Annotated in this window: 10 protein-coding genes; 7 read left to right on the forward strand and 3 right to left on the reverse strand. The window is 68.1% G+C overall.

What is annotated here, in order from left to right:
- Positions 1-14 precede the first annotated feature (14 nt).
- Complete coding sequence (locus U6958_RS06710) at positions 15-1,679, forward strand: amidohydrolase (protein WP_074921530.1); 1,665 nt, start codon at positions 15-17, stop codon at positions 1,677-1,679.
- A gap of 1 nt (position 1,680) precedes the next feature.
- Positions 1,681-2,640, forward strand: a complete 960-nt coding sequence (locus U6958_RS06715; protein WP_034364477.1) for a GTP-binding protein — start codon at positions 1,681-1,683, stop codon at positions 2,638-2,640.
- Here the strand turns inward: U6958_RS06715 and U6958_RS06720 are convergent.
- Positions 2,615-3,535, reverse strand: coding sequence for a LysR family transcriptional regulator (locus U6958_RS06720; RefSeq protein WP_012207461.1), 921 nt, complete (start codon positions 3,533-3,535; stop codon positions 2,615-2,617). The genes U6958_RS06715 and U6958_RS06720 overlap by 26 nt on opposite strands.
- Positions 3,536-3,701: 166 nt before the next feature.
- Between U6958_RS06720 and U6958_RS06725 the strand changes: the two genes are divergently transcribed.
- Positions 3,702-5,117, forward strand: a complete 1,416-nt coding sequence (locus U6958_RS06725; RefSeq protein WP_074921529.1) for a VOC family protein — start codon at positions 3,702-3,704, stop codon at positions 5,115-5,117.
- 123 nt (positions 5,118-5,240) lie between these two features.
- Entirely contained in the window at positions 5,241-6,518 is a 1,278-nt protein-coding gene (locus U6958_RS06730; protein ID WP_016450889.1) for a PLP-dependent aminotransferase family protein, read from the forward strand.
- Positions 6,519-6,626: 108 nt separating this feature from the next.
- Here U6958_RS06730 and groL read toward each other — a convergent pair whose 3' ends face one another.
- Together groL and groES are read right to left on the reverse strand one after the other, a co-directional pair.
- On the reverse strand, positions 6,627-8,270 hold the full coding sequence (gene groL, locus U6958_RS06735) for a chaperonin GroEL (RefSeq protein WP_016445455.1): 1,644 nt from the start codon (positions 8,268-8,270) through the stop codon (positions 6,627-6,629).
- A 48-nt stretch (positions 8,271-8,318) separates the two neighbouring features.
- Entirely contained in the window at positions 8,319-8,609 is a 291-nt protein-coding gene (gene groES, locus U6958_RS06740; protein ID WP_016445456.1) for a co-chaperone GroES, read from the reverse strand.
- Between the two features lie 947 nt (positions 8,610-9,556).
- Here groES and U6958_RS06745 point away from each other — a divergent pair.
- The 3 genes from U6958_RS06745 (at position 9,557) to U6958_RS06755 (ending at position 13,693) form a co-directional block, all read left to right on the forward strand.
- Entirely contained in the window at positions 9,557-10,078 is a 522-nt protein-coding gene (locus tag U6958_RS06745) for a sigma-70 family RNA polymerase sigma factor (RefSeq protein ID WP_034364482.1), read from the forward strand.
- Complete coding sequence (locus U6958_RS06750; protein ID WP_074921528.1) at positions 10,075-11,076, forward strand: FecR domain-containing protein; 1,002 nt, start codon at positions 10,075-10,077, stop codon at positions 11,074-11,076. Before U6958_RS06745 ends, U6958_RS06750 begins: the two co-directional genes overlap by 4 nt.
- Positions 11,077-11,257: 181 nt before the next feature.
- Positions 11,258-13,693 (forward strand): TonB-dependent receptor, encoded by a 2,436-nt coding sequence (locus tag U6958_RS06755; protein WP_244160469.1) that lies wholly within the window; start codon positions 11,258-11,260, stop codon positions 13,691-13,693.
- The last annotated feature ends 279 nt before the right edge of the window (positions 13,694-13,972 follow it).

Genomic DNA, 13,972 nt, shown 5'->3' on the forward strand with positions numbered 1-13,972 from the left:
GAGCACCCGCCACCATGAGCATCACCGTCTACGCCGCCCGCAAGATCATCACCATGAACCCCATGCAGCCCGAGGCCACGCACGTGGCCGTGCGCGACGGGCGCATCCTCGCGGTCGGGGACCTTGCGCGCTGCACGGCCTGGGGCGAATGCCGCATCGACGAGCGCTTTGCCGACCAGGTGCTGCTGCCCGGCCTGGTGGAGGGCCACTGCCACCTCAAGGAAGGCAGCATGTGGGACTGGACATACACGGGCTGGTTCGACCGGCGCGACCCCGACGGAAAGACCTGGCCCGGCCTGCGCTCCATGGATGCCGTGGTGGACCGCCTGGCCGAGGTGGCGTCGCGCATGGATGCGCAGGGCCTGCCGCCCGGCCAGCCGCTGATCGCCTGGGGGTTCGATCCCATCTACTTCGGCGGCGAGCGCATGACGGTGGAGCACCTGGACCGGGCCGCAGGAGGCCGTCCCGTCGTGATCTCGCACGCCAACGGCCATTTGATGAACGTCAACAGCGCCATGCTGCGCCTGGCCGAGATCACGCGTGACAACGAGGTCGAGGGCGTGGTGCGCTTTGCACCCGGCCACGCCCTGGCCGGCGAGCCCACGGGCGAACTGCAGGAGCCGGCCGCCATGTTCCTGGTGCTGCGCAAGATCGGCAACGCCGGGCTGCTGGCGCCCATGACCGAGGCTGGCGTGCGCTCCTTTGCCCGCCTGGCCTGCCGCCAGGGCGTGACCACGGCCACGGACCTGGTCAACAAACTGGGTGAGCAGGACTGCCGCGTGCTGGAGGCCGCGCTGGCCGACGACCAGGTGCCCATCCGCATCCTGCCGGCCTTCCAGGCGTTTCACGGCACGCATGGCGCCGAGGGCGGTGCCGGGCATGTGCGCGCGCTCATGGCGCGCAACACCGACCGGCTGCGCTACGGCCTGGTCAAGATGATGCTGGACGGCTCCATCCAGGGCTTTTCGGCGCGCCTGCGCTGGCCCGGTCACTACAACGGCGCGCCCAACGGCATCTGGGTCACCGCGCCCGCGCAGTACGAGGCCGATTTCGAGACCTACCACCGCGCAGGCCTGCTCATCCATACGCACACCAATGGCGACGAGGCCAGCGAGGCCGCCATCGACGCCATAGGCCGCGTGCTGGCCCGCGCCCCCCGGCCCGACCACCGTCACACGCTGCAGCATGGCCAGATGATCGATGCGCCGCTGTTTCGCCGCATGGCGGCGCTGGGCCTGTGCGCCAACCTGTTCGCCAACCACCTCTGGTACTGGGGCGACCAGCACTACGAGATGACCATGGGGCCGGACCGCGCCATGCGGCTCGATGCCTGCGCCAGCGCGCTGGCCGCCGGCGTGCCGCTGGCCATCCATTCGGATGCGCCCGTCACGCCGCTGGGGCCGCTGTTCACCGCCTGGTGCGCGGTCCACCGGATCACGCCCAAGGGCCGCGTGCTGGGCGCGGCCGAGCGCCTGACCGTGGCCCAGGCCCTGCATGCCGTCACGCTGGGCGCGGCCTGGACACTGAAGCTGGACCACGAGATCGGCAGCATCGAATGCGGCAAGCGCGCCGACTTCTGCGTGCTGGAGGACGATCCGCTGTCCCTGGACCCCATGGTGCTCAAGGACCTCCGGGTGTGGGGCACGGTGCTGTCGGGGCGCGTCTTCAAGGCGGCATGACATGGGACAGCGGTTGCCGTTCACGGTCATCGGCGGCTTCCTGGGCGCCGGCAAGACCACGCTGCTCAACCACTGGCTGCGCCATGCGGATGGCCAGCGGCTGGCCGTGCTGGTCAACGACTTCGGCGCGCTCAACATCGATGCAGGCCTGATCAAGGACCACAGCGGCGACACCATCGCGCTGACCAATGGCTGCGTGTGCTGCCAGATCGGCGATGACCTGTCCATGGCCCTGATCGGCGTGCTGCAGCAGCGCGAGCGCTTCGACGCCGTGGTGGTCGAAGCCAGCGGCGTCTCCGACCCCTGGCGCATCGCCCAATTGGGCCTGGCCGATCCGGGTCTGGCGCTCGATGGAGTCATCGTGGTGCTGGATGCCGGCACCTTGCTCTCGCAGGCCGCCGATCCGCTGCTGGCCGACACGCTGCAGCGCCAGGTGGCCCGGGCCGACCTGGTCATCGTCAACAAGACCGATCTGGCCGATACCCGGACCCTGGAGCGCGTGCACGGCTGGATAGCCAGCCACGCGCCAGCCGCGCAACGCTGCGATGTGCGCGAAGCCCGGGTGCCCGTGGAGTTGCTCAGCGGCGCAGCCCTCCTGCGTGGTGCGCGGGAGGTCTCATGGGGTACTGGTACTGCGCGCCCCATGCATGGCCGGCAGTTCGAGACCTGGTCCTGCCAGCCGCCCGGAGGGCTGTGCGAGACGGCCCTGCAGGCGTGGCTGCAGGCCATGCCGGCTGGCGTGCTGCGGCTCAAGGGCGTGGTGCAGACCGGGGCGGGCCAGTGGAGCGAGCTTCAGTTTGCCGGGCGCAGCGGCCGGCTGCGCGCCGCATCAGCGCCCGCGCAACAGCAGCAGGTGCCCGCCATCGTGGCCATCGGCCTGGCCGGGCAGCTTCCGGTGGCCGCGCTGCAGGCGCTGGTGGCAGGCGCTGCGGGCGTCAGGGCTGCGGGCCGTCCCGCATGAAATCCTGGGCCGCCTGCTGCAGCCACTCGCGCAGGCTTTGCAGCGGCGGGTAGTTGCCGCGGCTCGTGGGCCAGGCCAGGTAGTAGCGCTCGGCGCTTTCCATCTCGGGCAGATGGGGCAGGGCACGCACCAGATCGCCCTGTGCGAGTTCGCGCTCGATCAGAAAGCGTGGCAGCAAGGCCACGCCCACGCCGGCGATGGCGGCCTGGGCGGCGGTGGCGAACTGGTCGAACAGCATGCCCTGGCCCTCGGCCATGGGCGCGTGGTGCACGGACAGCCAGCGCTGCCAGGCATCGGGGCGCGAGGCCAGGTGCAGCAGCGGCGCCTGCAGCAGGTCCTGGGGCTGGGCAAAGCCATGCTGGGCCAGCAGGGCGGGGCTGCAGGCAGGCACCACGGTCTCGCTCATCAGAAAGGCCAGCTCGGCGCCCGGCCAGTGCGGCAGGCCGAAATGGATGGCGGCGTCCACGGCTTCGAGCTGGAAGTCGAATTGGGACAGCCGCGTCGTCAGGTTGATAGTGATGCCCGGGTGGGCGCTGAAGAACTGCGGCAGGCGCGGCGCCAGCCAGCGCGTGCCGAAGGTGGGCAGGATGGCCAGGTTCAGGCTGCCGCCGCGCGGGTTGGCCCGAAAACCCAGCGTGGCCGTGGAGATGCGCATCAGCGCGCCCCGGATTTCCTGCGCATAGGCCTGGCCGGCCGGGCTCAGGCGCACGGTCTGGCGCTCGCGCACAAAGAGCTCCGCCTCCAGCCGCTCCTCCAGCGCGCGGATCTGGCGGCTGACGGCGCTTTGCGTCAGGTGCAGCTCGGCCGCAGCTGCCGTGAAGCTCTGGTGCCGGGCCGCCGCCTCGAAGGCGCACAGCAGGGACATGGGAGGCAGGAAACGGCGGGACAGCAGCATGGCAGGGAGCGGTGGGGCAATCGTGGGAGGGACCATTCTGTTTGGGAATGACCTATGGGCCCGATTATCGTTTGACCAGGCTCAAGGCGCAGACCTAGCATGCGTGCCAGGAATTCACCATGCCGCAGGCTGATCTGCGGCCCCACCATCAGTCCCCACAAGCACCATGTCTTCTACGTCCGCCAACGCCTTCGTGCCTTCCGACGAGATCCGCGCGCGCTTTTCCAGCGCCATGTCCGAGATGTACCGCGATGAAGTGCCCCAGTACGGCACGCTGATCGAACTCGTGGCCGACATCAACCAGCGCACGCTGCAGGCCGAGCCTGAGCTGCTGGCCCGGATGCAGCGCAGCGGCGAGCTGGCCCGCCTGGGCGTGGAGCGCCACGGCGCCATCCGCGTGGGCACGGCCGCCGAGCTGTCCATGCTGCGCCGCCTGTTCGCCATCATGGGCATGGAGCCCGTGGGCTACTACGACCTGTCGGTGGCCGGCGTGCCCGTGCACTCCACGGCCTTCCGTCCCGTCAGCGATGCCGCTCTGCTGGCCAATCCCTTCCGCGTCTTCACCTCGCTGCTGCGCCTGGACCTGATCGCCGACGAGGCGCTGCGCGCCCAGGCCGCCGCCATCCTGGCGCGCCGCAACATCTTCACCGAGCGCGCGCTGGCGCTGATCGCCCAGTCCGAGGCCAACGGCGGCCTCACCGATGCCGAGGCCGATGAATTCGTCGGCGAGGCGCTGGAGACCTTCCGCTGGCACAGCGAGTCCACCGTGGACGGCGCCACCTACGACGCGCTGCACAAGGCCCACCGCCTGATCGCCGACGTGGTCTGCTTCAAGGGCCCGCACATCAACCACCTGACGCCGCGCACCCTGGACATCGATGCCGCCCAGGCCGCCATGCCCGAGCGCGGCATGGACGCCAAGGACGTGGTCGAAGGCCCGCCGCGCCGCGCCTGCCCCATCCTGCTGCGCCAGACCAGCTTCAAGGCGCTCAAGGAGACCGTGCGTTTTGCCGGCGATGCCACGGGCGCAGGCTCGCACACGGCGCGCTTCGGCGAGATCGAGCAGCGCGGCGTGGCGCTCACGCGCAAGGGCCGCGCGCTCTACGACCAGCTGCTGGCCCAGGTGCGCGACATGGGCAGCGCGGGCAGTGCCGCACCCGACTACGGCAGCCGCCTGGCCCAGGTCTTCGAGGCTTTCCCCGACACCCATGAGCAACTGCGCCGCCAGGACCTGGCCTTCTACCGCTTCACGCTGAGCGACGAGGGAGCCGCCCTGGCCGCAGGCGAGGCCGCCGCGGCCGCCGCCTCGGACCTGGACGCCCTGATCGCCCGCGGCCTGGCCCAGGCCGAGCCCATCGTCTATGAAGACTTCCTGCCCGTGAGCGCGGCCGGCATCTTCCAGTCCAATCTGGGCGGCGAAGAGCAAAAGCAGTACGCGGCCCATGCGGCCCAGCAGGCCTTCGAGGCCGACCTGGGTGCCCGCGTGCATGACGAGATCGCGCTGTACGAGCAGGCGCAGCAGCGCTCCATTGACCAGCTGCGCAGCGCGCTGCGCACCCAGGCCGCCCAGGCTGTGGCCTGACCGGCTGCCTGGATGCCGGCTTTGGCCGGCATCCACCCTGTATCCCCTTTCCCGGGGCGCATGCGCAGGCGCCAGGCCTGTGCACGCGCCCCTTTGTTTTTTGCAAAGCCGCAAGAGGCCTTCATGAGCACTGCAGACCTGGGCATTCAGTCGCCCACCGCCCATCTGTTCAACCCGCTGTTCGCGCACCCCGAAGGCTCGCCCATACGCGAGCTGTTTCCCTATCTGAGCCGCCCCGGCATGCTCTCGCTGGCGGGCGGCTATCCCTCGCCCAGCCTGTTCGATGCCGAAGGCCTGCAACAGGCCGCGATGGCCGCTTTGCAGCAGGACGCTGCCGCCAGCCTGCAGTACGGCGCCAGCGAAGGCCAGCTGCCGCTGCGCGAAGCCCTGGCCGCGCTGTGCGCCACGCGCGGCATTGCCTGCACGCCAGCCGACATGATCGTGACCACGGGCTCGCAACAGGCCTTCGACCTGCTGGTCAAGGTGCTGGTGGAGCCTGGCGATCCGGTGCTGGTCGAGGTGCCCGCCTACCCGGCCACGCTGCAGACGCTCAAGCTGGCCCAGGCACAGGTCGTGGCCGTGCCCACGGATGAACACGGCCTGGACACCGGTGCCCTGGCCAGCCTGCTGGCCCAGTGGCCCCATGCGCGCCGCCCCAAGCTGCTCTACACCGTGCCCAACTTCTCCAACCCGGGCGGCACGCTGCTGCCCGCGGCGCGGCGCGAGGCCCTGGTGGCGCTGGCGCGCCAGCACGGCTTTGTCATCGTCGAGGACGACCCCTATGGCGAGCTGCGCTTTACCGGCCAGCGCGAGCCGTCGATCTACGAAACGGGCCTGGCGCAGTGCGGTGCCCAGTCCAACCCCGTGGTCTACCTGTCCAGCCTGTCCAAGACCGTGGCGCCTGCGCTGCGCATCGGCTGGATGCTGGCCGACGCCCAATTGCTGCGCCGCTGCACCATCGCCAAGCAGACGGCTGACCTGTGCACCTCGCCGCTGGCGCAGATGATCGCCGCGCACTATCTGCGCTCGGGCCGCTATGCACCCCAGCTGGCCCAGGCCTGCGCCGAGTACGCGGCGCGCATGGATGCGCTGTGCTCGGGCATGCAGTCGGCCCTGGGCGAGCAGATCCGCTTCGTGCGGCCTGCGGGCGGCATGTTCGTCTGGGCGCAGCTGCTGCCGCCACAACGGCATGCGGGCGAGCCCGAGGCCCTGGCCCGGGCGCTGTTCACGGCCGCTGTGGAGCAGGGCGTGCTCTATGTGCCAGGCAAGGCCTTCTTCCCGGCCGAGGCGGCGCAGCAGGCCGGCCTGTGCATGCGCCTGTCGTATGCGGCGCCCACCGTGCCCCAGATCACCGAGGCCGTGGCGCGCCTGGGCCGGGCCTGGGGCCAGGCCGTGTCCTGAGGACATCGGCAACAGCGTTCATGCAATGAAAAAGGCCGCCCGAGGGCGGCCTTTTTCTTGCGGGGCAAACCGGGTATGGCGCAAGGCCTGCCCGGTTGCGGCGGGCAATTACATGCCCATGCCGCCCATGCCACCCATGCCGCCCATGTCGGGCATGGCGGGGGCGCCTTCAGCCTTGGGGGACTCGGCGATCATGGCTTCGGTCGTCAGCAGCAGCGATGCCACGGAAGCGGCGTTCTGCAGGGCCGTACGCGTCACCTTGGTCGGGTCCAGGATACCCATTTCCAGCATGTCGCCGTAGGTGTCGTTGGCGGCGTTGAAGCCGTAGTTGCCCGAGCCGTTCAGCACGGCGTTGACCACCACCGAGGGCTCGCCACCGGCGTTAGCCACGATTTCGCGCAGGGGCGCTTCGATGGCCTTCATGATCAGCTTGATGCCGGCGTCCTGCTCGGCGTCGCCGGTCTTCAGTTCGCCCACGGCTTGCTTGGCACGCAGCAGAGCCACGCCGCCGCCGGCCACGATGCCTTCTTCCACAGCAGCGCGGGTAGCGTGCAGGGCGTCTTCAACGCGGGCCTTCTTTTCCTTCATCTCGACTTCGGTGGCAGCGCCGACCTTGATCACGGCCACGCCGCCGGCCAGCTTGGCCACGCGCTCTTGCAGCTTTTCGCGGTCGTAGTCGCTGGTGGCTTCTTCGATCTGGATGCGGATCTGCTTGACGCGGGCTTCGATTTCAGCAGCTTGGCCAGCACCGTCGATGATGGTGGTGTTTTCCTTGCCGATTTCGATGCGCACTGCCTGGCCCAGGTCTTCCAGGGTCACCTTGTCCAGCGCCAGGCCCACTTCTTCAGCGATGACCTTGCCGCCCGTCAGGATGGCGATGTCTTCCAGCATGGCCTTGCGGCGGTCGCCGAAGCCAGGAGCCTTGACAGCCACAACCTTCAGGATGCCGCGGATGGTGTTGACCACCAGCGTTGCCAGGGCTTCGCCTTCGACGTCTTCTGCAATGATCAGCAGGGGACGGCCGGCCTTTGCCACGGCTTCCAGCGTGGGCAGCAGGTCGCGGATGTTGCTGATCTTCTTGTCGAACAGCAGCACGAAGGGGTTGTCCAGCAGGGCAACCTGCTTTTCGGGGTTGTTGATGAAGTAGGGCGACAGGTAGCCGCGGTCGAACTGCATGCCCTCGACGACGTCGAGTTCGTTGGCCAGCGACTTGCCTTCTTCAACGGTGATCACGCCTTCCTTGCCGACCTTGTCCATGGCTTCGGCAATGATGCTGCCCACGGATTCGTCGGAGTTGGCGGAGATCGAGCCGACCTGGGCGATTTCCTTGGAGGTGGTGGTGGCCTTGGATTGCTTCTTCAGCTCTTCCACCAGGGCGGCGACAGCCTTGTCGATGCCGCGCTTGAGGTCCATGGGGTTCAGGCCGGCGGCCACGTACTTGATGCCTTCGCGGACGATGGCCTGTGCCAGCACGGTGGCGGTGGTCGTGCCGTCACCGGCGATGTCGTTGGTCTTGGAGGCCACTTCCTTCACGAGCTGGGCGCCCATGTTCTGCAGCTTGTCCTTGAGTTCCACTTCCTTGGCGACCGACACGCCGTCCTTGGTCACGGTGGGGGCGCCGAAGGAGCGCTCCAGCACCACGTTGCGGCCCTTGGGGCCCAGCGTGACCTTGACCGCGTTGGCCAGGATGTTCACGCCTTCAACCATGCGAGCGCGTGCTTCGCCGCCGAAAACTACGTCTTTTGCTGCCATTTCAATTCTCCGGATTCAGTTGGAAAGTGCGGTTTCGAAGCGCGTGGATTACTTTTCGACGACCGCGAACAGGTCGTCTTCCTTCATCACCAGCAGTTCGTCGCCATGGACCTTGACGGTCTGGCCGCTGTACTTGCCGAACAGAACGCGGTCGCCGACCTTCACGTTCAGGGCGATCACTTCACCCTTGTCGTTCTTCTTGCCGGGACCCACTGCCAGCACTTCGCCCTGGTCGGGCTTCTCGGCGGCGTTGTCGGGGATCACGATGCCCGAAGCCGTCTTGGTTTCGTTTTCGAGGCGCTTGACGATCACGCGATCGTGCAGGGGACGCAGGTTCATACCAACTCCTAAATCATCAACAAAGTTGAAACAAAGACTTGCCGGCCCGGCGGGCCGGCATTCGAAGCAATGTGGGACAGAGGATTGTTAGCACTCATACCCAACGAGTGCTAATAATAAGGCAATTCGGCCAGGTTTCAAGGGGTAGGGCCGGATGTGCCGCAAGACGGCACATCCGGCGCGGAGTGCGGAACGCCACTGATCTTTAGTTTTTTCGGGGCGCGCCCGCGCTGGCCAGCGGCGAAGCGCGGCCTGCAGGAGCACACAGAACTTCCGGCGAAAGGCTGTCGCTGAATCACCATGCAGCCTTGCGGGCTGTGACCTAACGTCGCATCGAAGGCGCCCTGGCCGTGGTGCTGAGCGCACCCAAGATCAGCCAGCCGTGCAGAGTGACTGTCCTTGATCAGGCGCGGATGAGGAGCGAAGCATCTGGCGATGCCGCCAGCCCTGAAGCTTGGATGACCACCATGTGGCTGCAACTGATAGGTCACGAGGTGGCCGTGAGCAGCAGCAATCGCTGCGGAGCAGTTGGCAACTGCAGACTTTCTAACGATGGCCTCAGGCTGATCTACGCCCTTCACTGTGCAAAGCGAGAGTGACAGGGACGACCAACACCTGCCGTTGAAGGCTTCCATTGTTGGACGACCGCTTCACCGTTTGGAAGTGGCCAGTCGATTCTTCGGTGCGCCGTGCTTCGCCTCGAAGGCCCCATTTCGCGCTGCACCGCTGATTCCGGTCGACTCAATGCCGTCGCTCCGACTGGTTTCAACGAAGGTGGAATCAGCCCACGATGGTGCTCGCGCCGAGCGTCCGCACTCAGGCGTTGGTGCGCAGGTTGGTGCAATGACGATGTAGGATTTGGATACAATGAAAATAAGAAGCATTCTTGTTTGCCGGTGCATATTGCCCCGGTGCCTTTCCTCCTGCTTCACTCGTGCCGCTTTCCCATGCCCGCCGCCGACCGCGCCCTTGCTCCCGATGTCGCCACTCTCTACTCCGACCACCACGGCTGGCTGCTGGGCTGGCTGCGCAAGCGCCTGGGCAATGCCTTTGATGCGGCCGATCTGACCCAGGACACCTATGTGCGCCTGCTGGGCCGTAGCGGCGCCGAGATCCAGGCCATTCGCGAACCGCGTGCCCTGCTGATGACCATTGCCCAGGGTCTGGCCGCCAACCTCTACCGCAAGCGCTGCGTGGAGCAGGCCTATCTGGACGCCCTGGCCCTCATGCCCGAGGCCGTGGCCCAGTCCCCCGAGCACCGCGCCATCGTGCTGCAGACCCTGGTCGAGGTGGACCGCCTGCTGGCCCTGCTCCCACTGCCCGTGCGCCAGGCCTTTTTGCTGTCGCAGATCGACGGCATGAGGCAGGCCGACATCGCGGCTGAACTGGGCCTTTCCGTGCCCACCGTGCGCCGCCATATCGCGCGGGCCGTGGTGCAAGTCTGCTTTCTGGACGACGACGGCGCATGAGCCTGCCCATTCCTCTTGCGGTGCGCGAGCAGGCCGCCGAATGGCTGGTGGAGCTGCAGTCCGATGATCACAGCGCCGGCACGCGCGAGATGCTGGTGCAGCGCCTGCAGCACTGGCGCGAATCCCATCCCGACCATGAGCGCGCCTGGCTGCGCATAGAGGCCATGGGCGCACGCCTGCAGCCGCTGTCCGGTACGCCGGCCAGCGTGGCCCTGGCCCAGGCCGCGCGCACGGCACGCGGGCGCGGGCGGCGCTTGGCGGTGCGCAGCCTGGCCGTGCTGCTGTTCACGGGCGCGGGTGCCGGTGCCGTGGCATGGAGAGGTCCGGCATCCTCGGGCGACTGGCTGGCCAGCCTGGGGGCGGACCTGCGCACGGGCACGGCCCAGCGGCGCAGCCTGCGCCTGCCGGACGGCACCCAGCTGCAGATGAATGCCGACAGCGCGGTCGACCTGGATTTCAGCCCGCAGCAGCGCCTGGTGCGCCTGCGCGGCGGCGACATCGAGGTGGCCACGGCCCAGGGCCTGAAGGATAGTGCGCCGCCCTTGCTCGTCGAAACCCGCCATGGCCGCATACGTGCCCTGGGCACGCGCTTCGTCGTGCGCCAGCGCGGCCAGGAGCCCAGCCGGGTTGCGGTCTTTGAAGGCGCCACGGAGATCGCGCCCCGCGAACGGCCCGGCCACCTCCATCTGCTGCAAACAGGCCAGCAGGCGCAGTTTGACGCTCAGGCCACCACGCCGGCCGGGCTCGCCGATCCGGCCCTGGCAGCCTGGACGCGCGGCATGCTGGTGGCCCAGGACATGCCGCTGGCCGAGTTCCTGGACCAGCTGTCGCGCTACCGGCCCGGCCACCTGGGCTGCGATGGCGCCGTGGCGCAGCTGCCCGTCAGCGGCACCTATCCGCTGGCCGACACCGACCAGGTGCTGGCCATGCTGCTGGCCACCCTGCCGGTGCGGCTGCGCACGGCCACGCGCTACTGGGTGGTGGTCGAGCCGGCCTGATTTCCTGGCTCTTGTCGATCCTGGCTGATCGCTTTTCGCGTCTCGCGGGGCAATGGAGATGAAGCGCTTTTTTCTGCGCCCGCATTCCATTGCCAACCATCCAGGACCGAGGGACACGCACACCATGGGCCATCACCCGACTTTTCGCGCCACACGACTGGCATTTCAACTGAGGCAGGCCTTGCGCCCCGCCGTTCTGGCACTGCCGCTGGTGGCGGTGCTTGCCCCGGCGCAGGCCCACGCACAGGCACAGCCCCACGCCCAGGCAGTGCAGCGCTACGACATTCCTGCCGGGCCGCTGACCGCCACGCTCAATCGCTTTGGCGCCCAGGCGGGCATCCTGCTGTCCTTCTCCACCGCCCAGACCGCAGACAGGACCAGCCCCGGCGTGCAGGGTGATCGAACCGTGGACCAGGCCCTGTCCGCGCTGCTGGCCGGCACGGGCCTGCAGGCCCTGCCGCGCGAGGGCGGCGGCTTTGTGGTGCGACCGTCCCTGGCCGTGGGAACGCCCACCGGCGCGGCCACGCTGGCCGAGGTGCGCGTCACCGCCCAGGCCGAGCGCAGCGCCGTCACCGAGGGCACGCAGTCCTACGCCGCCAGCGAATCGCGGGCCGCCACGGGCCTGTCCCTGTCGCTGCGCGAGACGCCGCAGTCGGTCAGCGTGATCACGCGCCAGCGCATGGACGACCAGGGCATCGTGCTGCAGGAAGACATCGCCCGCCAGACCACGGGCCTGAGCTATGCGCAGTACGGTCCCACGGGCGGCGACACCAACCAGTTCTTCGCGCGGGGCTTTCAGATCAAGAACTTCCAGGTCGATGGCGTCAACCGCCTGTTCAGCGACTACCCGGCCATCTTCCAGACCAGCGACATGGCCATGTTCGACCGCGTCGAAGTCGTGCGCGGCGCCTCGGGGCTGATGAGCGGCGCGGGCACGCCCGGCGCCACCATCAACCTGGTGCGCAAGCTGCCCACGGCCGAGTTCCAGGGCAGCGCCAGGCTCACGGCAGGCTCCTGGGATTTCGCACGTGCCGAGGTGGATCTGTCATCTCCGCTCAACGCCTCCGGATCGGTGCGCGGGCGCATCGTGGCCGTGTCGCAGAACCGCCATTCCAAGGTCGACTACGAGCAGGACCGCAGCCGCTCGCTGTACGGCGTGGTGGAGGCTGACCTGTCGCTGTCCACGCTGGCCACCGTGGGCTTTTCCGCGCAGGACTACGACGCTTCTGGCGTAGGCCGTGGGGGCCGGCCTTTCTTCTACACGGATGGCACGCGCATCGATTGGAGCCGCTCCGCGTCCTCGGGCGCGCGCTGGGCCTCGGCACGGCGGGACTACCGCAGCGTCTTCGCCTCGCTCGAACACCGCATGGCCAGCGACTGGCGCCTGAAGGCCATCTACACGCTCGACCGCAGCAGCTATGACGAGATTCCGGGCTGGACCAATGAACAGCCTGTGGACCGCACCACCGGCGCAGGTGCCGGCCTGTGGGCCGCCTGGTGGACGGGGCGGCCTCGGCAGGACACGCTGGACCTCACGGCTTCCGGTCCCTTCCAGCTGCTGGGACGCCAGCACCAGGCCGCCTTCGGCGCCAGTGTGGCGCGCACGCGCAACGACAGCGGCTCGCATGGCCGCTGGGCCTTCCCCGGCTGGGACAACACCATAGACAACCTCTTCACCTGGGATGGCCGCACGCCGGTGCAGCCCGACAACCCGGTACTAGGCCGCAGCGCGGCCGTGGAACGCAGCAGCAGTGCTTACGGATCGCTGCAGCTGCGCCCCACGGACCGGCTGTCCGTCATCGCGGGCGCACGCATCACGAACTGGAAGCGTCGCGACAGCTACACCGATTTCGCCAGCGGCGAGACCAGCGGCAGCGCCATGGCCGAAAACGGCAAGCTCACGCCCTTCGCCGGCCTGGTGCTGGACGTGGGCCGCGACTGGTCGGCCTATGCCAGCTATACCGATATTTTCCAGGCGCAGAGCAGCCTGGACATCCACGGCAAAAAGCTCGATCCCCTCCTGGGCCGCAGCTACGAGCTGGGCCTCAAGGGCGAGCTGCTGGACAAGCGCCTGCAGGTGGGCGCCGCCGTCTACCGCCTGCTGCAGGACAACGTGGCCCAGGCCATCACGGGCAGCTACGCGCCCAATGGCGAGCAGGCCTACCGTGCCGTCAAGGGCGCCGAAACGCGTGGCTTCGAGGTGGAGATGACCGGCGAAATCCGCCGCCACTGGAACGCCTCCGTCGGCTTTGCCCGCAACATCGCGCGCGACGCCGAGCGCAACCGCCTGAACCCCGAAATCCCGCGCAACACCCTCAAGCTGTTCACCACCTACCGCCTGCCTCACATAGGCCACGGCCTGACCGTGGGCGGCGGCGCGCGCTGGCAAAGCGGCACCTGGAGCGACCTCTCCTTCCTGGGCCTGCCCAACGTCAGCCGTGTCGAGCAGAAAAGCTATGCTGTGGCCGACCTGATGGTGCAATACGCCATCAATCCGAAGCTCACGGTCTCGGCCAACCTCTACAACGTCTTCGACCGCAAGTACCAAGGGGTTTCGACCTCGTCGTACTACGGGGAGGCGCGGAATATGCGCGTGGCGGTGTCTATGAAGTTCTGAAATGTTTTCAGCTGCGCCCCGTGTGAACGTCGTCAGCATCAGTGGATATGCTGTCCGCCGTTGATGGCGATGTTTGCGAGGGTAGAGCTGTCAGGGTGTCATGGCGAGCCTGGCCGTCCATCCGTGTTTCGGGACTGCAAGTTTGAGCGGGGGTGAGACGATCACTGGCACGGGGCGAGCGCCCGGAGAATGCCCTATCCTTCGAGTAGCCCCACCATTTGGGCCAGCGCTTGTCGCAGGGGCTAAGGACTGCTTGGCGCCATGCAGCGTGAGTTCGCC

It is taken from the genome of Delftia lacustris (genome assembly GCF_040267515.1).
In the GTDB taxonomy this organism is placed as follows: domain Bacteria; phylum Pseudomonadota; class Gammaproteobacteria; order Burkholderiales; family Burkholderiaceae_C; genus Comamonas; species Comamonas tsuruhatensis.

Bases quoted from the DNA above. Each gene is read 5' to 3' on its own strand.
- groES (WP_016445456.1), bottom strand. From the start codon at position 8,609: ATGAACCTGCGTCCCCTGCACGATCGCGTGATCGTCAAGCGCCTCGAA.
- U6958_RS06750 (WP_074921528.1), top strand. From the start codon at position 10,075: ATGAGCCTGCCCATTCCTCTTGCGGTGCGCGAGCAGGCCGCCGAATGG.
- U6958_RS06725 (WP_074921529.1), top strand. From the start codon at position 3,702: ATGTCTTCTACGTCCGCCAACGCCTTCGTGCCTTCCGACGAGATCCGC.
- groL (WP_016445455.1), bottom strand. From the start codon at position 8,270: ATGGCAGCAAAAGACGTAGTTTTCGGCGGCGAAGCACGCGCTCGCATG.
- U6958_RS06715 (WP_034364477.1), top strand. From the start codon at position 1,681: ATGGGACAGCGGTTGCCGTTCACGGTCATCGGCGGCTTCCTGGGCGCC.
- U6958_RS06720 (WP_012207461.1), bottom strand. From the start codon at position 3,535: ATGCTGCTGTCCCGCCGTTTCCTGCCTCCCATGTCCCTGCTGTGCGCC.
- U6958_RS06745 (WP_034364482.1), top strand. From the start codon at position 9,557: ATGCCCGCCGCCGACCGCGCCCTTGCTCCCGATGTCGCCACTCTCTAC.
- U6958_RS06730 (WP_016450889.1), top strand. From the start codon at position 5,241: ATGAGCACTGCAGACCTGGGCATTCAGTCGCCCACCGCCCATCTGTTC.
- U6958_RS06710 (WP_074921530.1), top strand. From the start codon at position 15: ATGAGCATCACCGTCTACGCCGCCCGCAAGATCATCACCATGAACCCC.